This is a genomic window from Streptomyces sp. NPDC097981 (assembly GCF_040302565.1).
Taxonomy (GTDB): Bacteria; Actinomycetota; Actinomycetes; order Streptomycetales; family Streptomycetaceae; genus Streptomyces.
On sequence record NZ_JBEORW010000005.1, the window covers coordinates 194,219 to 216,014 of the forward strand.

Genomic DNA, 21,796 nt, shown 5'->3' on the forward strand with positions numbered 1-21,796 from the left:
CTGTGCCCACTGCCCCACCGCGTCCGCGAGGAGACTGCCCCATGTCCGCAGAGCCGCACCCCCCGTTGCCGCCGGTACGGCTGCCGTCCGATGCGGAACTCGCCCGCGACGCCCTCGGAGCCCCGCTGTTCGCCCGCGCCGTACGGCTCGCCCGCTGGGCCGGACCGGACACCCGCGTGGACATCGGCGGCGAACTCGTCGCCGCACAGCTGCCCGAGGCCGCCGCCGCGCTCGGATTTGACGCCTCCGACGAGGCGGGCCCGATGCTCGCGAGCCAGGCCTGGCGGGTGGCCGTGGACACCGGCCTCGTCGACGTGACCGAACCCGACGACGACAGCGAGGACGGTGACGAGGAGTCCGGCACCGCCGTGCCCGGCGAGGACCTGGCCCTGGTGACCGGCGGCGCGCCCGGCGAGGTGCTCGACCTGTGGCTCGCGGCCCTGGACACCGTGCTCGCGGACGCGGCCGTGCCCGATCTGGACGGCCTCGTCGACGCGCTGGACGCGGGCGGCGAGATCGACTTCGACCGGCTCGACTGGAATCCGGCCCGCGAGGCGGACTTCCTCGACGAGGTCCTCGCCAACCTCTACCTGCTCACCGTCGCCGGGCACAGCGCCTCGGACGAACCCATTCCGCTGCCCGTGCTCGCCGCCTCCGTGGTCATCCCCGAGGACATGTCCGAGCCGACCGACGCGGTGCTGGAGCAGGTCTCGGACGCGATGATGCGCCTCGACGACCAGTTCCGGCAGCTGGAGCCGATCGGGCTCGTCGAGTTCTGGCCCGTCGACGAGGCGCTGATGGCGGAGGCGGACGACGAGGAGTTCGCCGCCGGCTCGGTGGCCGGCGCGGCCGAAGAAGACGACGTCTCCCGTTACGGCCTGGTGCAGCTGACCCCGCTCGGCCTGTACGGGATCCGCGCCCGCATGCTGGAGGCCGGGTTCACCGCCCCCGCCGTCGGAGAGCTCACCGACAAAGGCGCGGACGCCCTGCTCGACGCCGTCTCCGGCTATCCCGAGGGCGCAGCCCAGGCCGAGGTCGAGCAGTGGCTCGCCGGCCGTGAACTGCCCGTCGCGGTGGCCGAACTGCTGGCCGCCGCCCGGGGCGCCGACGAGGGCGGCCCGCTGCGCCGGCTGCGCTGCCAGCAGGCCCTCGCGCCGGCCGGTCCGGAAGCCGAGCCGGCGGTCCGCGCGGTGCTGGACGACCCGGAACTCGGCGGGCTCGCCCGGGTCTGGCTGTCCGAGCGCGGGGCGGCCGACGTGCCGGCGCCGGACGGGGCGATGGTGTTCTGGCTGACCGTCGACACGATCGCGGCGCAGCTCGCGGCCGACGGCGAGACGGCGGAACTGCCGCTGCTGATGGAGTCGCTGACCGCGCACCACGCGGGATTCTTCGACCAGGTCTGGCGCGTGGAGCACCCGGCGACGGCGTACGTGCTGGAGGCGATGGGCCGGATGCACCCGGACAAGAAGGCTGCCAAGGAGGCCCGCAAGGCCGCCTTCAAGGCCCGTTCGCGGCAGTCCTGACGCAAACCGGGGGCGGCGGGCGGGGCGGGCGGTGACGGGCCGGGCCGGGTCGCACCGGCGTGGGCCGGAACGCGCCGTTCCTGAGCGGGAGTTGGCCATTCCGGCCATGGGCAAGGGGCCGGCCCCCCTTCGCGGGTAGTTCAGCCGCCGTTCACGTGCGGACGGGAGCGTGTGCGCCGACGACCGCACGACAGGCGCACCACCTCCCCACCCTGGAGACCCGATGCCGCTCAGCCGCAGAGACTTCACCGCCCGCACCGTCATCGCCGGCGCAGGAGTCGTGCTCACCGGGACCGTCGGCGCACTCGCCACCGCCCCGGGAGCGCTGGCGGCCGACGACACCACCGGGCGCGACGAGCAGGGCCGGCCCTGCGAGCCCGGCTACGGCCCGCTCCTCGCGGACCCGGCCGGACTGCTCGCCCTCCCCGCCGGATTCGGCTACCGAGTGATCACCCACAGCGGGGTCACCACCCTCGACTCCGGCGAGTCCACCCCGTCCAACCACGACGGCACGGCCGCCTTCGAGGGCCACCGGGGCGTCACCCTCCTCGTCAACAACCACGAGCTCAAGGGCAAGCGCGCCGGCTGGGCCCACCCCGTCCCCCTCGCCGAGGGCCTCGTCTACGACCCGGCCGCCGCGGGCGGCTGCACGGTCGTCGAGGTCCGCCGCGGCGGAGAGGTCGCCGAATGGGTGGGCGTCGCCGGTACGTCGACCAACTGCGCGGGCGGCGCCACCCCCTGGGGCACCTGGCTGACCTGCGAGGAGACCGAGGACCTGGCCGGCAAGAACGGGATGACCAAGGACCACGGGTACGTGTTCGAGGTCGACCCGCACGACCGCCGCGCCAACCGCGACCCGCAGCCGGTCAAGGCCTTCGGCCGGTACGCCCACGAGGCCGTGGTCATCGACCCCCGCCAGGGCCACGCCTACCTGACCGAGGACGCCTCCGGACCCAACGGGCTGCTCTACCGGTGGACCCCGCCGAGCGGTTTCCGCCACGGGCGCGGCAAGCTCCGTACCCTTGCCGCCGACGCCGGCGTGCTGGCCGCCGCCAAGTGCTTCGACAGCGCGGGCCGGTTCGTCGACGACCTCTCGCGCGCGACGAAGACCGGCACCGTCTACGGGGTCGACTGGGTGAACGTACCGGACCGCGAGGCGCGGACGGTGTCGGTGCGCAAGCAGTTCGCGGACGTCGCGGTGACCCGCGCCCGCAAGCTGGAGGGCATGTGGTGGGCCGACGGGGGCGCCTACTTCGTCTCCTCGTACGCCCGTGAGGAGAGCCCGGGCGCGGCGCACGACGGCCAGGTGTGGTTCTACGACCCGAAGCGGCGCACCATCCGGCTGACCGTGTTGCTCGGGGTGAACGCCGACCCGGCCGGGGACGGCTCCTTCGACGGTCCCGACAACATCACGGTCTCCCCGTACGGCGGCCTGGTCATCGCGGAGGACGGCAGCGGGCTGCAGCACCTCTTCGGCGCGACCGAGTCGGGTCGCACGTACCCGCTGGCGCGCAACGAGCTGAACATCGGGACGGCGGAGGCTCCGGAATACTCCGAGTTCACGGGGGTCTGCTTCTCCCCTGACGGGCGCACGCTCTACGCCAACATCCAGGAGCCCGGCATCATGCTGGCCATCACCGGACCGTGGCGGCGCGCACACTGACGCCCCGGGCGGCCGGTGGTCGGGCTTCCGACGGCCGGCGTTCATGATCGACGGCTGCGCCGCCGCCCGTTCACTGGGCGGCGGCGACCTCGGCGATCTCGGCGCGGCTGGCTGCGGCCCATTCCTCAAGCAGGAACTCGTACGCCTCGGAGGGCCACTCGTCATCCACCCGGGTCTCGACGAGGTGCCGTATCGCCTCGTTCGCCTCGGCGGCGGACGGACGGACGGGACCCGCGGGCCGGAGTGTGGAGTACATGCTTTCAAGGCTACGGGCGGGCACTGACAGTCACCTCCGAATTAAGGGTGGAATCCATCACCTCGGCCTCCGGGCCGGCCGGTCACGGTAGCTCCATGTGCCCGCCCACCTGCTCAGAGTGTCTGCGAGCCGGGCTGGACCATCCCGCGCACTGTGCGGGACTTCACAAACTCTCCGATGGCCGTCATCTCCCACTCGCCCGAGAACTGGCGGATCAGCTTGGCCATCATGACGCCCGTCTGCGGTTCGGCCCCGGTGAGGTCGAAGCGGACCAGCTCCTCCCCGCTCGCAGCGTCGATCAGGCGGCAGTACGCCTTGGCGACCTCGGTGAACTTCTGGCCGGAGAAGGAGTTGACAGTGAAGACCAGGCCCGTGGCCTCGGCGGGCAGCCGGCCGAGGTCCACGACGATCACCTCGTCGTCCCCGGCGCCCTCACCGGTCAGGTTGTCGCCGGAGTGCTTGATGGCGCCGCCCAGGATGGACAGCTTGCCGAAGTAGCAGCTGTCGATGTGGTTGCGCTGCGGGCCGTAGGCGATGACGGAGGCGTCGAGGTCGATGTCCGCGCCGCGGAACGCGGGCTCCCAGCCGAGACCCATCTTGACCTGCGAGAGCAGCGGGCGGCCGCCCTTGACGAGGGAGACGGTCTGGTTCTTCTGGAGGCTGACCCGGCCCTTGTCGAGGTTGATCTTCCCGGTGCCGGCGGCGGCCGGAGCCGCGGTGGGCGGGGCGGGCGGAGCCGCGGGGGCGCCCGGCCAGGAGGAGGCGGCCGGGGCGGCCGGGGCCTGCGGGGCGGCCACGGGCGGCGGGGTGGGCTCCTCGTCCACGGAGACCCCGAAGTCGGTCGCGATCCCGGCGAGGCCGTTGGCGTACCCCTGGCCGACGGCGCGCACCTTCCACACGCCGCCGCGCTGGTAGACCTCGACGACCACGAGCGCGGTCTCGGTGCCCAGCTGCGGAGGGGTGAAGGTGGCGATGACCGCGCCGCTGTCCGCGTGCCGCACGGTGGCGGTGGGCTCGATGCCCTGGAAGGTCTGACCGGCGGCGTCGGGACTGGCCGTGACCACGATCCGCTCGATGCCCGGCGGCAGCGCGCCCGTGTCCACGGTGATCGAGTCCGGCGCGCCGCCGCCGCCCGACCGGTAGCTGACACCGGGCCCGGACGGCTGGTTGTAGAAGATGAAGTCGGCGTCGGAGCGCACCTTGCCGTCCGCCGCGAGGAGGAGCCCCGATACGTCGAGCCGGACCGGGGCAGCCACGTCCACCGTCACGCGGACGGTGTTGAGCGGCAGGTTGGAACCTGGGGTCATAGCGGTCATGCCCGGAGAACGACCGGAGGGGCTTTGCCGTTCCCTTACCCTTGCGGGAGATTTCAGCGCCGGTTGCGGGGGTGGTTCTTCGCCGTCCGCTCGTTGCCGAACTTGTACGCGCCGGTCCAGCGCGCCATCACAAGCTGCGCGTCGCCGGACTCCACCTCGGCGAGGAACTTCTCGGCCCGCCCGCCCCGCAGGGTGCTCGCGGCCCGCCCCTGATGCATGATGACCACACTGTTGTCGCTGCGCTGTTCGTACGTGAACCCGTGAGGTCTCGGCATGACCGGCAGCCTGCCCGGCGCGGGGCCGGGCGGGCAACGGAATTACCGGACGGGCCCGGCAGGCGCGGCCTGGCCGGCGCAGCCAGGGCCGGGGGCCGTCTCAGCCGCCGGTGACGCGGCGCGGCAGCCCCAGCGGGTTCGCCTCGCGCAGTTCCGCCGGAAGCAGCGGGTCCGGCACCGACTGGTAGACCACCGGGCGCAGCCAGCGCTCGATGGCGGTCCCGCCGACCGAGGTGGAGTGCGAGGTCGCCGCCGGGTACGGGCCGCCGTGGTGCTGGGCCGGGGCCACCGCGACCCCGGTCGGCCAGCCGTTGACCACGATCCGCCCGGCCAGGGCCGTGACCTGCGCGATCAGCTCCGCAGCCGGGCCCGGACCGCCGTCCGCCTCGGCCGCGGACAGCTGGAGCGTCGCGCTCAGGTTCCCGGGGAGCAGGCCGAGCACCGACCCCGCCTCCTCCTGGTCGGCGTACCGGACGACCACGGTCACCGGTCCGAAGCACTCTTCGAGCAGCACCTCGTACGCGCCGCCTTCGAGCAGGCTGCGGGCCGGCACGGTCAGGTACCCCGCGCCGACGGTGTGCTCGCCGCCGGAGCCCGGGGTGACGGGCGCGGTGACGCCGGGCAGCGCGGCCCGCCGGGTCACGCCGGAGATGAAGTTCTCCCGCATCCGGTGGTCGAGCAGGACGCCGGGCTCGGTCTCGCCGAGCGCCTTCGTCAGTGTGCCGGTGAACCGGTCGCCGTCCGCGCCCTCGGGGACCAGGACCAGGCCCGGCTTGACGCAGAACTGGCCGACCCCGAGGGTGACCGCGCCCGCGAGCCCGGCGGCGATCTCCTCGGCGCGCTCGGCGGCGGCCGCGGGGGTGACCACGACGGGGTTGAGGGAGCCGAGTTCGCCGTGGAAGGGGATGGGCACGGGCCGGGCGGCGGCCGCGTCGAACAGCGCCCGGCCGCCCCGGATCGAACCGGTGAATCCGGCGGCGGTGACGAGGGGGTGCCGGATCAGCTCCAGACCTGCGTCGAAGCCGTGGACGACGGCGACCACTTCGGCCGGCAGCCCGGCCGCCACCGCCGCCCGGCGCAGCAGCGAGGCGCACAGCTCGGAGGTGGCCGGGTGGTCGGGGTGCGCCTTGACGACCACCGGGCAGCCGGCGGCCAGCGCGCTGGCCGTGTCCCCGCCGGGGACGGAGAAGGCGAGCGGGAAGTTGGAGGCCGCGTAGACGGCGACCACGCCCAGCGGCACCTTGTAGCGGCGCAGTTCGGGGCGCGGCGGGACGGCGCCGGCATCGGCGCGGTCGATGCGGATGTCGAGGTACGCGCCCTCGTCCACGGCGTCGGCGAAGGCCCGCAGCTGGCCGGTGGTGCGGGCGAGTTCGCCGGTGAGCCGGCCCGGCCCGAGGGCGGTCTCGGCGTCGGCGGCCTCGATCACGTGGGCCGCGGCCTCGTCGAGCAGCTCGGCGGCGGCGCGCAGGAAGCCCGCACGGGCGGTGCGGTCGGCGAGCGCGCCGCGGGCCGCGTGGGCGGCCCGTACGGCTTCGTCCACCTCGCGGGATGTGGCCTCCACCGCAACCTGTTCGCGCTGCTTCCCGGTGCGGGGGTCCACACTCCAGACTGGTGTTGCTGCCATGGCGCACTGCCTCCTGGATCTACGCTGACCCGCGCGGTGGCGTTCAGTATTCTGAACGCCGTTCCGGTGGATGAATGATCACATTCATTCCGGACTCTATTTCCGGGTCTTCCGCGTTGACAAGAGACAAGAGGAGCCAGAAAGCGAATGACCACAGGTGAGCCGGGCGGGTCCGCCGCGGAATCGGAGCGGGCGGAGCGGCCCGAGGGGCTGGAACGGCCGGAGGGCCCGGGGGCGCCGGCGGCCGTCAAATCGGCCGTCCGCACGGTCCTGTTGCTGGAGCACTTCGCGGCGCGGCCCGGACTGCACAGCCTGGCCGACATCCAGCACGACCTCTCGCTGCCCAAGTCCAGCCTCTACATGCTGCTGCGCACGCTGGTGAACCTGGGGTGGGTGGAGACGGACGCCACGGGCACGCGGTACGGCATCGGCGTACGGGCCCTGCTTGTCGGCAGCTCGTACATCGACGGGGACGAGGTCGTCGCCGCGGCCCGGCCCACCCTGGACCGGTTCTCCGACGACACCACCGAGACCATCCACCTGGCCCGGATGGACGGCACGAGCGTGGTCTACCTGGCCACCCGCCAGTCCCAGCACTACCTGCGGCCGTTCACCCGCGTCGGGCGGCGGCTGCCCGTGCACTCGACCGCGCTGGGCAAGGCCCTGCTCGCGACCCACTCCGACGAGGAGGTACGGGCGCTCCTGCCGCGGCGGCTGGAAGCGGTCACCGAGCACACGATCACCGACCGGGAACGGCTCGTCGAGGAGCTGGCGATGGTGCGGGAGCAGGGCTACGCGGTTGACCGGGAGGAGAACACGCTCGGGCTGTGCTGCTTCGGCGTGGCGGTGCCCTACCGCACGCCGGCCCGGGACGCGGTGAGCTGCTCGGTGCCGGTGGCCCGGCTGACGGCGGACCACGAGCAGAGGATCAAGGCGGCGCTGTTCGAGGCGCGGGACCGGCTGTCGGTGGCGACCCGCCGCATGTGAGCCTGTGGACGGGCGGCTTCCTCCCCCGGGCGGGGGAGGCGGTTCACCTTCACGGGGGAGGTGGCGGGGCGGCGCGCACGCGACCGTTGAGTCATGACCACACGAGGGGTGCACACCAGCGAGAAGACGTACGCGGCGGGGCCGTCGGCCTCCGGTCCGGGGACCGCGCGCAGGGTCCTGCGGGCGGCGGCCCTGGCCGCCACCGCGCCGTACCTGTGCCTCAAGGGCGCCTGGGTGGCGGGGAGCCACATCGGGATACCGGACGGCAGCGTGCTGTTGGAGCCCGGGATGTTCTTCAAAGTGGCCAACGCCGTCACGCTGGTCATGGACGCGACCGTCATCCTGCTCGTGCTGGTGTTCACCCAGCCCTGGGGCAGCCGGGTGCCGTCCTGGCTGCTGACCGTCCCGGTCTTCATCGCCACGGGACTGCTCGTCCCGATCGTCGTGGGCTTTCCCGCCCAACTCCTCATACGGGCCGTGGGCCTGGGGCCGGACGCGGCCGCGCAGGCGGCCAAGGAACCCTTCCTCGACCCCTGGGTGTTCAACGTCGTCTACGGCGGTTTCATCGTGCAGGCCATCGCCCTGGCCGGGCTGTTCGTCCCCTATGCGCGGCAGCGCTGGGGCACCCGGTGGCAGGGCGTCCTGGGGGAGCGGCTCCCGTCACCCACGGGGGTGGTGGCGGGAGCCGCAGCGGCGACGGCCGTGGTCGTGGCAGCCGTGCAGCTCTTCTGGGCCTTCGGCGGCACGGCCGGGCTCAGCGCCTCACGGATCGCACAGTTCAGTCCCGAGGTGGGAGTGGTGTCCGCGACCCATGCGATATGCGCGCTGGTCGCGGGGGCGGGGGCAGTGAACCTGGCGCGCGGCGGAGCCCGGCGGGCCCGGTGGGCCCTGGCCGTCGCGTGGACCGGGTCGGCGGCAGCAGCCTCTTGGGGCCTGTGGCTGCTGATCGCCTCGGCGGGCGCTGATGGCGGAAAGGCGGTCACCACGGCGATGCTCCTGACCTACGCTGGCCAGATGATCACCGGTCTGCTCGCCGCAGCCGTCCTGGCCCGGTTCCTCGCCTCACGCCGCACTGCGTGACGACGGAGCGGTGCGAGGGGGGGTGGACGGACCGACGGGAGCAGTGCAATGCCGGGGGGCAACGGGATGTGGACGCGGGCACGGGCCGGTACGGGCCGGGTGCTGGGGGCGCGGGCCCGGCTGCGCTGGGTGCACCTGATCCTCGGCGGGGCCCTGCTGATGCCGTACTTCCTCCTCGCCCAGGTGGTGGTCAGCGTCATATCGGGCGGCGGCAACGTCTTCTCCTCCGCCCCGCTCACCTTCTGCGCCTACGGGCTCTCCCTGCCGCTGGCGGCGGTGACCGCCGTGTTCGGGCTCGTCCGGCCGATGTCGGTCGGCGCCGTACGGGCCCTGTGCGGGGTGCCGGGGGAGCTGCTGGCCGAAGGGCCGGCCCGGTCCTGGGCGGCCCGGGGGAGGACCTCGGCCTGGTGGACCCTGCACCTGGGCGTCGGCGCGGTGATCAGCGGGATGAGCCTCGCGGTGCCGCCGATGGCGGTGGTGCTGATCGTGCTGCCGTTCGTGAGCGGGCTGCAGGAGGCCCAGGTGAAGGCGGGCTGGTTCGCCACCGACACCGCCCCGTACATCGCCCCGCTGCTCGGGATCGGGCTGCTGTGCGGGCTCGTCCTGTGCGCCGCCGGGGCCGGGGCGCTGCTGGCCAGGATGGCACCCGTACTGCTCGGGCCGACGGCGGCGGACCGGCTGGCCGCGGCCGAGGAGCGGGCCGCCGACCTGGCCGTGCGCAACCGCCTGGCCCGGGAGCTGCACGACGCGGTCGGGCACGCACTGAGCGCCGTCACCCTCCAGGCAGTCGCCGCCCGGCGGGTGCTCGACACCGACCCCGGGTTCGTGCGGGAGGCACTGGCCGCGATCGAGGACACCACCCGGCGGACGGTGGGCGAGCTCGACGCCGTACTGGGCCTGCTGCGGGACGGAGACCCGGCCCGGCCCGACGCCGCTCCTGCCCCGACCCTCGCCACCGACCTCGACGGGCTGCTCGCCCGGACCCGGGCCGCCGGCACCACCGTCACCGCCCACCAGGACCCAGGCCCCGCCGGGGCCTGGGCGCAGCTCCCGGCGATCGCCTCCCGCGAGGCCTACCGGATCGTCCAGGAGGGCCTGAGCAACGCCCTGCGCCACGGCACGGGCCCCATCGAGCTGCGGATCGCCGTACAGGGCGAGGAAGTCGGCACCCACCGAGAACTGGAGATCACCATGACCAATCCGCCGGGCTCAGCCGACGGGCGCCGGCCCCGCACCACCGGGGGCCGCGGGCTGCACGGCGCCGCCGAGCGGGCCACCCTGCTGGGCGGCCGTGTCGAGGCAGGGCCGCACCAGGGGCTGTGGCGGCTGCGGGCCGTCCTCCCCCTCGGCGGGGGGCCGCGATGACCGCGGTGCCCGCGGCGCGGCGGCCGCCGCTGCGTATCGTGCTCGCCGACGACGAGCGCATGGTCCGCACCGCCCTGCGGGTCATCCTTGAGGCCGAACCCGACCTGGAGGTCGTCGGCGAGGCGGCGTCGGGCGCCGAAGCCGTCCCGCTGGTCCGCTCCCTGGCCCCCGACGTGGTGCTGATGGACGTCCGGATGCCCGAGATCGACGGCATCCGGGCCACCGAGCAGATCCTCGCCACCATGGCGGAGCCGCCCCGGATCGTGGTCGTCACCACCTTCGAGAACGACGCGTACGTCTACGACGCGCTGCGCGCCGGCGCCGCCGGGTTCCTCCTCAAGAGGTCCGATCCCGACGAGCTGATCGGCGCGGTCCGCCTGGTCGCCCGCGGCGACTGCCTGCTCTTCCCGGAGGCCGTCCGCTCCCTGGCCGCGTCCCACACGCCCGGCGCCCCGGGGCCGGCCGCCCCCTGGGTGGCCCGGCTCACCGACCGGGAGGCCGACGTACTGCGCCTGATGGCCACCGGACTGTCCAACCACGAGATGAGCGAACGCCTCGGCGTCGGCCCCCAGACGGTCAAGACGCACGTCGCCGCGGTCCTCTCCAAGACCGGCTCCCGCGACCGCACCCAGGCGGTCATCGCGGCCTACGAGGGCGGCTTCAACATGAAGAAAAGCTGAGAACCCGGCCACAATCAGGGCAGAGCGGAACGTCCGGGAGCCCTGGTGCGTCTTTCCGGGGGATGAACAAGACGATCAGGCGTGCGTCGGTCTTCTGTCTGCTCCTGGTGCTGGCCCTTTTGGTGCGGGTCACCTGGGTGCAGGCCTACCAAGGCCGGGCCCTCGCAGACAACGAGAACAACCGGCGGAACCTCATCGGGCAGTACGAGAACCCGCTGGGCAACATCATCGTGGGCGGGGAGGCGATCACCGGCTCGGTGAAGACGGGCGGGAAGGACTTCGGGTACAAGCGCACGTACGTCGACGGTCCGCTCTACGCGCCGATCACCGGCTACAGCTCCCAGGCCTTCGGCACGAGCATGCTGGAGGGCGTCTACAAGAAGATCCTCAACGGGTCCGACGACCGGCTCAAGACCGTGATGGACATGCTCACCAACAAGCGGGCCACGCCGGGCAACGTGCTGACCACCATCGACAAGGGCGTGCAGAGGGCCGCGTACGACGCGCTCCAGGGCAAGCAGGGTGCGGCCGTCGCCATCGACCCGGCGACCGGCGAGATCCTGGCCATCGTGAACAACCCCTCCTTCGACCCGGGCAGCATCACCGGCGCCAACGACGCGGCGGCCTGGGACAAGCTGATCGAGGACAAGGGCAAGGCCATGGAGAACGTGGCCCTGCGCAAGCCGCAGGCGCCCGGCTCCACCTTCAAGCTGGTCACCCTGGCGGCGGCCATCGAGAACGGGCTGGTCACCAACCTCGACACGCCGACCGGCACCCCCGACCCGTACACGATCCCCGGCACCCGGACCCTGCTGCCCAGCGAGGCGGGATCCGCGGCCTGCAACAACGCCTCCGCGCGTACCGCCCTGCGGCTGTCCTGCAACAACGTCTTCGCGGAGCTCGCGCACAAGCTCGGCCAGGACAAGATGCGGGCGATGGCCGAGAAGCTCGGTTTCAACACGGAGACCGCGACGCCGGTCACCGCCCGGCCGGCGAGCAAGTACCCGACGCAGAAGATGTCCGTCGACCAGGTCGCGCAGACGGGTATCGGCCAGTTCGACGTGCAGGCCACCCCCCTCCAGATGGCGATGGTGACCGCCGCGATCGAGAACGGCGGCAAGCTCGTCGCCCCCCACTCGGTCTCCGAGGTCACCGACGCGAACGGCAATGTGCTGGAGAGCTTCAAGAACCCCAAGTCCGAGCAGGTGATGAACCCCAGGACCGCGTCGATGCTCCAGGACGCCATGCGGACGGTCGCCACCGAGGGCGGCGGCAAGCCTGCCCAGGTGGCGGGCGCCGAGGTGGGCGGCAAGACCGGCACCGCGCAGCGCGGCGTGAACAACAGCCTCCCGCCGCTCGCCTGGTTCACCTCGTACGGCAAGCAGGGCGGCAAGCAGATCGCGGTTGCCGTGGTGATCGAGAACTCGGACACCGACCGCTCCGAGATCGGCGGCGGCAAGCTCGCCGCCCCCATCGCCCAGAAGATGATGGAGGCGTGGCTGAAGAAGTAGCCGCGCAGATCGCCGCACGGCGCGCCGGGAACCGACGCGGTTCCCGGCGCGTTTCCCTTCCCATGATCAGGACCGCGCAACCCGCAGACCTCGACGCCATAGCCGCCCTCCACACCCGGGCCCGGGCCACCTACTACCGCGGCCGCGTCCCCGAGCAGGCCTATGCCGGCGAAGCCGAACTCGTGCGGACCCGCGAGGGCTGGTCGCGGGCCGTCGCACGGGCCGCCGCCGACGGCGGGGTGCTGTGCGCGGAGCAGGACGGCGAGCTCACGGGAGTCGCCGCCTTCCGCACCGCGGACGGCGAGACCACCCTCACCCAGCTCCACGTGGACCCGGTCCACTGGCGCCGCGGAACCGGGGCCGCCCTGCACGCAGCCTGCCTCGACGCCTGGCGGCGCGCGGGCGTCGACCGGGTCCGGCTGGAGGTCTACGAGCACAACCTCCGGGCCCAGGCCTTCTACGCCCGCCACGGCTGGCGCCCGGATCCGGCGGGTGCCGAGCGGTGCGGCTCCCACCTCACGCTGTGGCTCCGCGTCGGTCCGCCGTCCGCGTCCGGGGAATGAGACGCCCCGCCAGGTGGTTGAACACGAAACCGCCGCGGCCCGGAGCCGCGGCGCCCCGACGAACCCGGAGAGAAGAAGGATCATGCGCGTCGAGATCTGGAGCGACATCGCCTGCCCCTGGTGCTACATCGGCAAGGCCCGTTTCACCAAGGGGCTGGCCGAGTTCGCGCACCGCGACGAGGTGGAGGTCGTCTTCCGGTCCTTCGAGCTCGACCCGAACAGCCCCAAGGGCGCCACGGCGCCGGTCTTGGAGATGCTCGCCAAGAAGTACGGCCGCACCCTCGACGAGGCGCGCGGCATGGAGGAGCACGTCGCCGCCAGTGCGCGCGCCGAGGGGCTGACGTACCGGACCGAGGGCCGCGACCACGGCAACACCTTCGACATCCACCGCCTGCTGCACCTGGCCGCCGCCCGCGGCCGCCAGGAGGAGCTGCTCGACCTCGCCTACCGGGCGAACTTCGCCGAGGAGCGGTCCGTCTTCGACGCCGAGGTGCTCGTCGCGCTCGCCGTCGAGGCCGGGCTGGACGAGGCGGAGGCCCGCGCCGTCCTCGCCGACGACTCCGCGTACGCCGCGGAGGTGCGGGCCGACGAGCGCGAGGCGGCCGAACTCGGCGCCAACGCCGTGCCGTTCTTCGTCCTCGACCGCCGCTACGGGATCTCCGGCGGGCAGCCCGCCGAGGTGTTCACCCGGGCACTGGAGCAGGCGTGGGCGGGCCGCGAGGTCACCGGGCCGGCCGCCGCGGCCGAGGCCTGCGACCCCGCCGGCGCCTGCGCCGCCCCCCAGGCCTGACCCGCCCGAGGCCGGGGACCCTGCTCCGGGGCCAGGCAGTGCCCTCGCCCGCAGGGCCCCTGCCCGGACCCCGGCCCTGCCCGTGCTCCGGTCCGGCCAGTGCCGGCGGGGTTTGGCAGCGCCCGTCCGACCTGGTCGGCGGCCACCGCGGTGTCGAACGGCACCGCGAGGTCCACCACCGTGGCCCCGCAGTCGGGCAGCCAGTTGCCGAAGGTGGTCCCGTACGGGCCGGTGACATGTTCAGCGCCGTCGAACCGGGCCGCGCGCCCGAGCGGATGCACCCCTCCGGCGGCAGCAGCGCCTCGCCCTGGGTGATCACCACGTCATGGCGGGTGCCGGGCAGGTCCGCCACCCCCCGCTCGATCCGTGCGAAGCGCTCCGCGGTGAGCGGCGGAAGGTCCAGGAGGGGGTGGTTCACGGCGGTGCTCTGCCCGGGGTGTCCGGGGCTACCGCAAGAGCCGACCCGGCACGCACGTACAGTGCGGGACATGACCGATGACGTGCTGCATGTGAAGGGGCGTGTGCTCGTCGGACCCGACGACGTGCGCGACGAGCTCTGGGTGGTCGGCGGCCGGATCTCGTACGAACGCCCGCACGGGGCCCGCGAGATCACCACGGTGTCCGGCTGGGCCCTGCCCGGTCTGGTCGACGCGCACTGCCACGTGGGACTGGACGCCCACGGGCCGGTCGACGCGGAGACCGCCGAACGGCAGGCCCTGACCGACCGCGACGCCGGCACCCTGCTCATCCGCGACGCCGGATCCCCCTCCGACACCCGCTGGATCGACGACCGCGAGGATCTGCCGAAGATCATCCGGGCCGGGCGGCACATCGCCCGCACACGCCGCTACATCCGCAACTACGCCCACGAGATCGAGCCGGCCGACCTCGTCGCGTACGTGGGCCGCGAGGCGAAGCGCGGCGACGGCTGGGTGAAGCTGGTGGGGGACTGGATAGACCGCGAGGCCGGGGACCTGGCGCCCTGCTGGCCGCGGGCCGAGGTCGAGGCGGCCATCGCCGAGGCGCACCGGCTGGGCGCCCGCGTCACCGCGCACTGCTTCGCGGAGGACTCGCTGCGCGACCTGGTCGAGGCGGGCATCGACTGCATCGAGCACGCCACCGGACTCACGGAGGACACCATCCCGCTCTTCGCGGAGCGCGGCGTGGCGATCGTCCCGACGCTCGTGAACATCGCGACGTTCCCGAAGATGGCGGCGGGCGGCGAGGCGAAGTTCCCGCGCTGGTCGGCGCACATGAGGCGGCTGCACGAGCGCAGGTACGACACCGTACGGGCCGCCTACGACGCGGGCATCGGAGTGTACGTCGGCACCGACGCGGGGGGTTCCCTGCCGCACGGCCTGGTCGCGGCCGAGGTCGCGGAGCTGGTGCGGGCCGGGATCCCGGCGCTGGAGGCCCTCTCGGCGACGACCTGGGCGGCACGCGAATGGCTCGGCAGGCCGGGCCTGACCGAGGGGGCGCCGGCGGACCTGGTGGTTTACGGCGCGGACCCGCGGGCCGACGTACGGGCCCTGGCGCAGCCGCTGCGCGTGGTGGTGAACGGCAAGGTCCGGGCCTGAGCGCGGGGTTGACCCACGGTCGACGCATGGGTCGACGCACTGCGTGACGCCGGTGCCCCGGCGGTCGTTGTGAACGGCCGCCCGGGCACCGGCGTCGGCGCGTTCCCCTTGGTTCCGTTCGGTCCCGTGGCGGAAAAGAACTCCCGTTCCCCGTGATGCGCGATTAATCGAATGCGCACACGGAAACCACCCGTTGGAATGAACTCACCGTAGGTCGCCACCCGTTCACTCTCCGTGCGTAAAGATTCCGGGGGTCAGAGGCCGTCGGCGCGCGATGTCCCCCATTGGCGGCGCGACGGCTCACATCTCCCCGGGGGTTCCACCACCTTGAACAGCAACACCTTCCGCATGCCTGCGGCCGTCCTGCTCGCCACGGGAGCGCTCGCCCTGCTCACCGCCCCTCCCGCCTTCGCCACCGGCGGCGGCTCCACCGGCGGCGAGGGCAAGGCCGGCGCGGTCGTCCTGCGCGCCGGACTGGATGTGGGCCTGCTCGACAAGACCGTCGACGTACCGCTGAAGACCACGCTCAACGAGGTCAGCGCCCCCGCGACGGCGGAAAAGACCGCCCTGTCCGTGACCCTGGACGGGGTGGACGGAGGGCAGCCGGTGAGCGTGCTGCGCGCCGACGTGGCCACCTCCAAGGCCACCGCCGACAGGAATCGAGCCGAGGCGGAGGCCAACCTGGTCAACGCGAGCGTGCACGTGCCGGGGCTGCCGCTGCTCTCCCTGGTCCAGGTCGAGAAGGTCACCTCCAAGGCCGTCTGCGAGGCGGGCAAGAAGCCCGTGGCCACCTCGAACGTGCCGGGCGCGGTGACCGTGCTCGGCAAGAAGGTCACCCTCTCGGCCGGCGGCCCGACCAAGGTGGAGGTCCCCAAGGTGGGCCTGGTCAGCCTGGAACTCTCCGGAACCGAGACCACCTCCACCACGGCCGCGGCGGCCGCGCTCCGGCTGAAGGTGTCCGTGAACCCGCTGGACCTCAACGTGGCGCAGGTGGAGGGCGAGGTCGTGCTCGGCGAGGCGCACTGCGAATCCCCGGCCGGGCCGGCCCCGGAGCAGCCGGCGAAGCCCGACGTCAAGCCGCAGACGGCAGCCTCCGGAACCGGGGCCGGCATCACCACCGACGCCGGCCTGGCGGAGACCGGCGGCGGCTCGCTGACCCCGTACATCGCGGGCGGCGCGCTGGTCCTGCTCGGCATCGGCGCGACCGCGCTGGTGGTGACCCGGCGCGGACGCGCCTCGTGACGCCACGGCTCAGCGGGTGGCGTGCTCCAGGCCCTGCTTGTCGGCTCCCCGCGACAGCACGGCGGCGCTGACCTGCTTGTCCACGGCGGCGTACGCGGACTTCTTGGCGGCGCCGAGCCCGGAGTCGGAGGCCGAGCAGGAGGCGCAGACCACGCGGAACGGCGGGTCCATGTCCGAGTACTGCGTCAGGTACTCGGCCTTGGTCACCTCCCAGCGGCCGGGGTGGGCGGCCGCCGGGGCGAAGGTGAAGCGCGGGATCGAGGACATGTTGCCGCGCGCCTTTTCGGCCTCGTAGAAGCTGGCGACCTGGTCGCCCATGCCGAAGACGACCCAGGTGCCGTTGATCTTCTCGTAGGGCTGGGGCACATGGTTGTGCGTACCGAGGATCAGATCGATGTCGGGGAGCCCGTCCGGGCCGCGCGAGGCGGTCAGCGCCTGCGCCAGATCGTGCTGCTGCTGGTCGGGCGCCGTCTGCCACTCGGTGCCCCAGTGGAGACTGAGGAGGACGACGTTCGCACCGGCCGCCCGGGCTGCGCGGGCGTCGGCGATGATCCGGTTCTGTTCGATCAGATTGACGGACCAGGGCTTTCCGGCCGGGACCGGGATGCCGTTCGTCCCGTACGTGTAGTCCAGCTGCGCGACCTTCGCGCCGCCGGCGGAGAGGACCGCCGGGGCCTTGGCCTCGTCGGCGCTGCGGGCCGATCCGACGTGCTTGATGCCGACCCGGTCGAGGTGCTCCAGCGTGCGGACGAGGCCGTCGTAGCCGTCGTCCAGGGTGTGGTTCGAGCCGGTCGAGCAGCTGTCGTACCCGGCGTCCTTCAGTGCGTCGGCCAGCTGGTGCGGGGCCTTGAACGCGGGATATCCGGTGTAGGGGCCGCCGGGCTTTCCGTACGGTATCTCGTGGTGGCATATCGCCAGGTCGGCGGCGGCCACCAGGGGCTTGACCCCCGCGAGTATCTTCCGGAAGTCGTGGCTCTGTCCGGTGCCCTGCGCGTCGTCCGCGGCCCGCTGGATGATCGACGGGTACGGGATGATGTCGCCGGTCGCGATCAGCGTGAACGGCCGGGCGTCGGCGGGCGTCTTGGGGCTAGCCTTGCCCTGGCCGGGCTTGGCCTGGAGCCGCTGCTCGCCGGCGTCCTTGCCGTGGTCGAGCAGGCTCGGCATGGCGAGGATCCCGCCCGCCACGATCGCCACGGCCGCCAGCGCCGCGCCTGTTTTGGCTGTTTTGTTCATACCGGTCCCCCCGGAGCTCCCCTGCAGATGCGGAGATCATCGCCTACCTCCGCCCCGCCCCGCCAACGGAGCCTGAACGTCCGGATATTCGCGGCGCCGCAGGTCAGAGGCGCCGACGGGGGCGAGCCGACTGCCCGGCGCAGATTGCCCGGGCCGTCGCCGGCGATCCACGTCGGATCGGCGCTGCCTGCCGCCCGGCCCGGCGGGATCCGGCGTGGCCGGCCGGGGCCCGGCGGGATCCGGCGTGGCTCGGCGTGGCTGTGGGGTCGCGGGGTCGCGCGGCCGGGCGGGACCCTGGGGGCGCGGCCCGTGGGGTCCGGGCGGGGTGGGTGCCGGGGCAGGGTCGGTCCGGGTGACGGGGCCGGCCCGGGCGGGGACCGCTCGGTGACGCGACCGCCCGGGCCGGGCAGAGGGGGAGTCGAGCGACCGCCCGGGCCGGGTGGAGGGGGAGCCGGCCGCTACCGCGTCGTCAGCGCGAGCGCGTGGTCGAGGGCCTGGAGGAGGCGGCCCGTCGTGGCGCGGTCGCGGACGGCCAGCCGGAGCCAGGAGTGGTCCAGGCCCGGGAAGGTGTCCCCGCGGCGGACCGCGAACCCGAGGGCGCGCAGCCGGGTGCGGATCTCCGCCGCACCCGCCACCCGGATCAGGACGAACGGCCCCTCCGCCACTCCCGACACCGTGATCTCCTCGAACTCCGCGAGCCCCGCCAGCAGGTGCTCCCGGTCCACCGCGATCTGCCGGGCCGCGGCTTCCGCCTCCGCCAGCGCCGCCGGGGCCACACAGGCCTCCGCCGCCACCAGCGCCGGCGTCGACACCGGCCACAGCGGCTGCGCAGCCGCCAGCTTCGCGATCACCTCCGGCTCGGCCAGCACGTAGCCGATCCGCAGCCCCGCCAGCCCCCAGGTCTTGGTCAGGCTCCGCAGCACCACCAGACCCGGCAGGTCCGTCCGCCCGGCCAGTGCCTCCCGCTCACCCGGGACCGCGTCCATGAACGCCTCGTCCACCACCAGGATCCGGCCCGGCCGGGCCAGCGCGGCCAGCACCGCCGCCGGGTGCAGGACGGACGTCGGGTTGGTCGGGTTGCCGACCACCACCAGGTCCGCGTCCTCGGGCACCGCCGCCGGGTCCAGCCGGAACCCGTCCGCCGCCCGCAGCACCACCCGCTCCACCGTGTGCCCCGCGTCGCGCAGGGCCGCCTCCGGCTCCGTGAACTGGGGGTGCACCACGACCGGCCGCTGCGCGCCCAGGGCCCGCGCGATCAGCACGAACGCCTCCGCGGCCCCGGCCGTCAACAGCACCCGATCGGCCGGCAGCCCGTGCCGAGCCGCCACCGCCGCGCGGGCCGCCCGCCCGTCGGGGTATGCGCAGAGAGCGTCGAGCGAAGCCGCGATGCGCTGCTTGAGCCACTTCGGCGGGGTGTGCGCCCGTACGTTGACCGCGAGGTCCACCAGCGCGCCGCCGTCGCCCCGCACCTCCGCGTCCCCGTGATGGCGCAGGTCGTGCGCCTGCGCGGTGGCCACGGCGCACGTCGCCGCCACCGACCGGCGCTTCGGCACCAGCAGCTCCCCGCCGCCCGCGAGGGCCGCGGCCTCCGCCACCGACGACGTCCCGGCGGCGTCGCGCACCGCGTCGGAGGGGTGCGGTACGCAGATGCCCGCAAGCTTCTCGGCGGGATAGCTGAGCAGCGGCACGCCGAAACGTTCCGCCGCGCCTGCGATCCCCGCCTCGCCCGCCTTCGACTCCACCGTGGCCAGCGCCTTCACCGCCCCGGCGGCCAGCCCGGCCCCCCGCAGCGTCTCCTCGACCAGGGCGCAGACCTCCGCCACGGACACCCCTGCACGTCCGCCGACCCCGACCACCAGCTGCGTCGCGTACTCGCCCACAGGGTTCATGCCCCCTCCGTAGTCGTCAATGGTTCGTGACCCGCCGCCCGCGCGCACACGTGCGCATGGGGCGAGGAGTCGGTATTGAGGGGCACATGGCCGTGATCGTGGCGTTGGGCGCGTTCCTGATGACCCTGGCGGGCGGATGGACGGCGCAACGCGTCACCGACCGCCGCCATCTCGTGCTGGGCCTGGCGGGCGGGCTGATGCTCGGCGTCGTGGGCCTCGACCTGCTGCCGGAGTCGCTGAGCGCGGCGGGCCGCCCGGTGTTCGGCGTCCCGCTCGCCCTGCTGCTCTTCGTGGCCGGGTTCCTGATCGCGCACGTCGTGGAACGCCTGCTGGCGGTACGGCAGGCCGCGCACGGGGCCGAGAACGGGGCCGGGAACGGGGGCCGCGTCCCCGAGGTCGGGCTGACGGCGGCCTCCGCCATGGTCGGCCACAGCTTCGCCGACGGAGTGGCCCTGGGCGCGGCGTTCCAGGTCGGCGGCGGGATGGGCGTGGCGGTGTCGCTGGCCGTCATCACGCACGACTTCGCCGACGGGTTCAACACGTACACGCTCACCCGGCTGTACGGGAACGCCCGCCGCAAGGCCGTGCTGATGCTGTTCGCGGACGCGGTGGCCCCCGTGCTGGGCGCGGTGTCCACTCTGCTGTTCACCCTTCCGGAGGAACCGCTCGGGGCGTACCTCGGCTTCTTCGGCGGGGTCCTGCTGTACCTGGCGGCGGCCGAGATCCTGCCCGAGGCGCACCACAGACACCCCGCCCTGTCCACGCTGATGTGCACGGTGGGCGGGGTGGCCGGGATCTGGCTGGTGGTGGGCCTCGCGGACTGATGTCACCGGTGCGCTGCCGCCGCTTCCACGAAGCGGCGGGCGACGGAGGGCTCCGCCGCCCAGTGCGTGTGCAGGTAGCTGGCGTGCACACCGCGTCGGACGAAGCCCTCGACCCGGCGTTCGGGGCGGGTGAACCCCCAGGCGGGGGCGGCACCGGCACCGGGTTCGACGACCGTGCGGTGGAACTCGTGGCCCCGCAGCCGGGTACCGGCGGCGGCGAGGGCGCTGTCCGACACCGCGACGGCATCGCGGTAGCCGAGGGTCAGGCGCTCCGACATCCGCGCGTCGGCGTCCAGGACCCCGCACATGGGCTTCCCGTCGAGCGACCGCGCCAGGTACAGCAGTCCGGCGCACTCGGCGGCCACGGGCCCGCCGGCCGCGGCGAAGTCCGCGACGGCCTTGCGCAGCGGCTCGTTGGCGGCGAGCTCGGGGGCGTACACCTCGGGGAACCCGCCGCCGATCACCAGGCCGGCGGTTCCCCCGGGCAGGACCTCGTCCCTGAGCGGGTCGAAGGTGACGACCTCCGCTCCGGCGGCGGTGAGCAGCTCGGCGTGCTCGGCGTAGGAGAACGTGAAGGCCGGTCCGCCCGCGACGGCGATGACGGGTGCGGCGCCGCCGCCGGGGGCGCTGCCCCCGTTTCGGGAAGGGGCGGGGTGGGGGAACAGGGCCTGTTCCGGCGACCAGGCCTCGCACGCCAGCGGCGGGGCCGTGCGGGCCAGGGCCAGCAGGGACTCCAGGTCACAGCCCGCCCGGACCTGGTCGGCCAGCGCCGCGACCGACGACAGCGCGTCCGAGCGCCGCTCGGCGACGGGCACCAGCCCCAGGTGCCGCGACGGCGCAGCCACCTGCGGAGCCCGCCGCAGTACACCGAGGACCGGCATCCCGGCCTCCTCCAGCGCCTCCCGCAGCATCGCCTCGTGCCGGTCGGAGCCGACCTTGTTCAGGATCACGCCCCCCAGCCGCACCTGCGGGTCGAACGACGCGAAGCCGTGCACCAGCGCCGCCACCGACCGCGACTGCGACGAGGCGTCGACCACCAGCACCACCGGCGCCCGCAGCAGCTTCGCGACCTGCGCCGTCGACGCCAGCTCACCCCGCCCCGCTGCCCCGTCGTAGAGGCCCATCACACCCTCGACGATCGCGAGGTCGCACCCCGCGGCCCCGTGTGCGAACAGCGGAGCGACCAGCTCCGGCCCGCACATGAAGGCGTCCAGGTTCCGCCCCGGCCGTCCCGTGGCCAGCGCGTGGTAGCCGGGGTCGATGTAGTCGGGCCCGGCCTTGTGCGGGGACACGGCGAGACCGCGCTCCGAGAAGGCCGCCATCAGGCCCGTCGCGACGGTGGTCTTGCCGCTGCCGGAGGACGGTGCGGCGATCACCAGTCGCGGCACGTTCACGGAC

Annotated in this window: 19 protein-coding genes and 1 pseudogene; 12 read left to right on the forward strand and 8 right to left on the reverse strand. The window is 73.8% G+C overall.

Annotated elements, in window-relative coordinates:
• The first annotated feature begins 41 nt into the window (after positions 1 to 41).
• Both ABTY04_RS07195 and ABTY04_RS07200 read left to right on the forward strand, forming a co-directional pair.
• The gene (locus ABTY04_RS07195; RefSeq protein WP_352212323.1) at positions 42 to 1,523 is read left to right on the forward strand and encodes a hypothetical protein; all 1,482 of its coding nucleotides are present in this window, start codon (positions 42 to 44) and stop codon (positions 1,521 to 1,523) included.
• A gap of 223 nt (positions 1,524 to 1,746) precedes the next feature.
• Complete coding sequence (locus ABTY04_RS07200; RefSeq protein WP_352212324.1) at positions 1,747 to 3,186, forward strand: alkaline phosphatase PhoX; 1,440 nt, start codon at positions 1,747 to 1,749, stop codon at positions 3,184 to 3,186.
• 70 nt (positions 3,187 to 3,256) lie between these two features.
• Here the strand turns inward: ABTY04_RS07200 and ABTY04_RS07205 are convergent, their stop codons facing one another.
• The 4 genes from ABTY04_RS07205 to ABTY04_RS07220 all read right to left on the reverse strand — a co-directional run bounded on the left by ABTY04_RS07205 (position 3,257) and on the right by ABTY04_RS07220 (position 6,657).
• Positions 3,257 to 3,442 (reverse strand): hypothetical protein, encoded by a 186-nt coding sequence (locus ABTY04_RS07205; RefSeq protein WP_352212325.1) that lies wholly within the window; start codon positions 3,440 to 3,442, stop codon positions 3,257 to 3,259.
• Positions 3,443 to 3,555: 113 nt separating this feature from the next.
• A complete protein-coding gene (locus tag ABTY04_RS07210; RefSeq protein ID WP_352212326.1) occupies positions 3,556 to 4,758 on the reverse strand; it encodes a TerD family protein in 1,203 nt (400 codons plus the stop codon).
• 53 nt (positions 4,759 to 4,811) lie between these two features.
• A complete protein-coding gene (locus ABTY04_RS07215; RefSeq protein WP_352212327.1) occupies positions 4,812 to 5,033 on the reverse strand; it encodes a hypothetical protein in 222 nt (73 codons plus the stop codon).
• A 100-nt stretch (positions 5,034 to 5,133) separates the two neighbouring features.
• On the reverse strand, positions 5,134 to 6,657 hold the full coding sequence (locus ABTY04_RS07220) for an aldehyde dehydrogenase (NADP(+)) (protein ID WP_352212328.1): 1,524 nt from the start codon (positions 6,655 to 6,657) through the stop codon (positions 5,134 to 5,136).
• Positions 6,658 to 6,804: 147 nt separating this feature from the next.
• Here ABTY04_RS07220 and ABTY04_RS07225 point away from each other — a divergent pair, with 147 nt between their 5' ends.
• From ABTY04_RS07225 to ABTY04_RS07255, 7 genes are all read left to right on the forward strand, one after another.
• Positions 6,805 to 7,644, forward strand: a complete 840-nt coding sequence (locus ABTY04_RS07225; RefSeq protein WP_352212329.1) for an IclR family transcriptional regulator — start codon at positions 6,805 to 6,807, stop codon at positions 7,642 to 7,644.
• 93 nt (positions 7,645 to 7,737) lie between these two features.
• Positions 7,738 to 8,724 (forward strand): hypothetical protein, encoded by a 987-nt coding sequence (locus tag ABTY04_RS07230; RefSeq protein ID WP_352212330.1) that lies wholly within the window; start codon positions 7,738 to 7,740, stop codon positions 8,722 to 8,724.
• Positions 8,725 to 8,772: 48 nt separating this feature from the next.
• Positions 8,773 to 10,089 (forward strand): sensor histidine kinase, encoded by a 1,317-nt coding sequence (locus ABTY04_RS07235; protein WP_352212331.1) that lies wholly within the window; start codon positions 8,773 to 8,775, stop codon positions 10,087 to 10,089.
• Complete coding sequence (locus tag ABTY04_RS07240) at positions 10,086 to 10,769, forward strand: response regulator transcription factor (protein ID WP_352212332.1); 684 nt, start codon at positions 10,086 to 10,088, stop codon at positions 10,767 to 10,769. Before ABTY04_RS07235 ends, ABTY04_RS07240 begins: the two co-directional genes overlap by 4 nt.
• A 62-nt stretch (positions 10,770 to 10,831) precedes the next feature.
• Positions 10,832 to 12,280 (forward strand): peptidoglycan D,D-transpeptidase FtsI family protein, encoded by a 1,449-nt coding sequence (locus ABTY04_RS07245; RefSeq protein ID WP_352212333.1) that lies wholly within the window; start codon positions 10,832 to 10,834, stop codon positions 12,278 to 12,280.
• On the forward strand, positions 12,265 to 12,843 hold the full coding sequence (locus ABTY04_RS07250; protein WP_352212334.1) for a GNAT family N-acetyltransferase: 579 nt from the start codon (positions 12,265 to 12,267) through the stop codon (positions 12,841 to 12,843). The genes ABTY04_RS07245 and ABTY04_RS07250 overlap by 16 nt, the downstream gene beginning before the upstream one ends.
• Positions 12,844 to 12,925: 82 nt before the next feature.
• On the forward strand, positions 12,926 to 13,633 hold the full coding sequence (locus ABTY04_RS07255) for a DsbA family oxidoreductase (protein ID WP_352212335.1): 708 nt from the start codon (positions 12,926 to 12,928) through the stop codon (positions 13,631 to 13,633).
• On the opposite strand, the pseudogene ABTY04_RS41095 reads toward ABTY04_RS07255, so the two are convergent.
• Positions 13,570 to 14,051, reverse strand: a pseudogene (locus ABTY04_RS41095) (alanine--glyoxylate aminotransferase family protein); the annotation flags it as partial. The gene ABTY04_RS07255 and the pseudogene ABTY04_RS41095 sit on opposite strands and share 64 nt — an antisense overlap.
• 70 nt (positions 14,052 to 14,121) lie before the next feature.
• Between ABTY04_RS41095 and ABTY04_RS07265 the strand changes: the two are divergent.
• Both ABTY04_RS07265 and ABTY04_RS07270 read left to right on the forward strand, forming a co-directional pair.
• Positions 14,122 to 15,210 carry an amidohydrolase family protein gene (locus ABTY04_RS07265; protein ID WP_352212336.1) on the forward strand — a complete coding sequence of 363 codons (1,089 nt, stop codon included), beginning with the start codon at positions 14,122 to 14,124 and terminating at the stop codon, positions 15,208 to 15,210.
• A 327-nt stretch (positions 15,211 to 15,537) separates the two neighbouring features.
• Complete coding sequence (locus tag ABTY04_RS07270) at positions 15,538 to 16,452, forward strand: SCO1860 family LAETG-anchored protein (protein ID WP_352212337.1); 915 nt, start codon at positions 15,538 to 15,540, stop codon at positions 16,450 to 16,452.
• A 9-nt stretch (positions 16,453 to 16,461) separates the two neighbouring features.
• On the opposite strand, the gene ABTY04_RS07275 is transcribed toward ABTY04_RS07270, so the two are convergent.
• Both ABTY04_RS07275 and cobC read right to left on the reverse strand, forming a co-directional pair.
• Positions 16,462 to 17,685, reverse strand: a complete 1,224-nt coding sequence (locus ABTY04_RS07275) for a CapA family protein (RefSeq protein ID WP_352212338.1) — start codon at positions 17,683 to 17,685, stop codon at positions 16,462 to 16,464.
• A 458-nt stretch (positions 17,686 to 18,143) separates the two neighbouring features.
• Positions 18,144 to 19,574 carry an Rv2231c family histidinol phosphate aminotransferase CobC gene (cobC, locus tag ABTY04_RS07280; RefSeq protein WP_352212339.1) on the reverse strand — a complete coding sequence of 477 codons (1,431 nt, stop codon included), beginning with the start codon at positions 19,572 to 19,574 and terminating at the stop codon, positions 18,144 to 18,146.
• An 86-nt stretch (positions 19,575 to 19,660) separates the two neighbouring features.
• Here cobC and ABTY04_RS07285 point away from each other — a divergent pair, with 86 nt between their 5' ends.
• On the forward strand, positions 19,661 to 20,398 hold the full coding sequence (locus ABTY04_RS07285; RefSeq protein WP_352212340.1) for a ZIP family metal transporter: 738 nt from the start codon (positions 19,661 to 19,663) through the stop codon (positions 20,396 to 20,398).
• A 2-nt stretch (positions 20,399 to 20,400) separates the two neighbouring features.
• On the opposite strand, the gene ABTY04_RS07290 is transcribed toward ABTY04_RS07285, so the two are convergent.
• Entirely contained in the window at positions 20,401 to 21,792 is a 1,392-nt protein-coding gene (locus ABTY04_RS07290; protein WP_352212341.1) for a cobyrinic acid a,c-diamide synthase CobB, read from the reverse strand.
• Positions 21,793 to 21,796 lie beyond the last annotated feature (4 nt).

Excerpts from the sequence above, each read along its gene's own strand:
- ABTY04_RS07195 (WP_352212323.1), top strand. The coding sequence starts at position 42 with ATGTCCGCAGAGCCGCACCCCCCGTTGCCGCCGGTACGGCTGCCGTCC.
- ABTY04_RS07200 (WP_352212324.1), top strand. The coding sequence starts at position 1,747 with ATGCCGCTCAGCCGCAGAGACTTCACCGCCCGCACCGTCATCGCCGGC.
- ABTY04_RS07205 (WP_352212325.1), bottom strand. The coding sequence starts at position 3,442 with ATGTACTCCACACTCCGGCCCGCGGGTCCCGTCCGTCCGTCCGCCGCC.
- ABTY04_RS07210 (WP_352212326.1), bottom strand. The coding sequence starts at position 4,758 with ATGACCGCTATGACCCCAGGTTCCAACCTGCCGCTCAACACCGTCCGC.
- ABTY04_RS07215 (WP_352212327.1), bottom strand. The coding sequence starts at position 5,033 with ATGCCGAGACCTCACGGGTTCACGTACGAACAGCGCAGCGACAACAGT.
- ABTY04_RS07220 (WP_352212328.1), bottom strand. The coding sequence starts at position 6,657 with ATGGCAGCAACACCAGTCTGGAGTGTGGACCCCCGCACCGGGAAGCAG.
- ABTY04_RS07225 (WP_352212329.1), top strand. The coding sequence starts at position 6,805 with ATGACCACAGGTGAGCCGGGCGGGTCCGCCGCGGAATCGGAGCGGGCG.
- ABTY04_RS07230 (WP_352212330.1), top strand. The coding sequence starts at position 7,738 with ATGACCACACGAGGGGTGCACACCAGCGAGAAGACGTACGCGGCGGGG.
- ABTY04_RS07235 (WP_352212331.1), top strand. The coding sequence starts at position 8,773 with ATGCCGGGGGGCAACGGGATGTGGACGCGGGCACGGGCCGGTACGGGC.
- ABTY04_RS07240 (WP_352212332.1), top strand. The coding sequence starts at position 10,086 with ATGACCGCGGTGCCCGCGGCGCGGCGGCCGCCGCTGCGTATCGTGCTC.
- ABTY04_RS07245 (WP_352212333.1), top strand. The coding sequence starts at position 10,832 with ATGAACAAGACGATCAGGCGTGCGTCGGTCTTCTGTCTGCTCCTGGTG.
- ABTY04_RS07255 (WP_352212335.1), top strand. The coding sequence starts at position 12,926 with ATGCGCGTCGAGATCTGGAGCGACATCGCCTGCCCCTGGTGCTACATC.
- ABTY04_RS07265 (WP_352212336.1), top strand. The coding sequence starts at position 14,122 with ATGACCGATGACGTGCTGCATGTGAAGGGGCGTGTGCTCGTCGGACCC.
- ABTY04_RS07275 (WP_352212338.1), bottom strand. The coding sequence starts at position 17,685 with ATGAACAAAACAGCCAAAACAGGCGCGGCGCTGGCGGCCGTGGCGATC.
- cobC (WP_352212339.1), bottom strand. The coding sequence starts at position 19,574 with ATGAACCCTGTGGGCGAGTACGCGACGCAGCTGGTGGTCGGGGTCGGC.
- ABTY04_RS07285 (WP_352212340.1), top strand. The coding sequence starts at position 19,661 with ATGGCCGTGATCGTGGCGTTGGGCGCGTTCCTGATGACCCTGGCGGGC.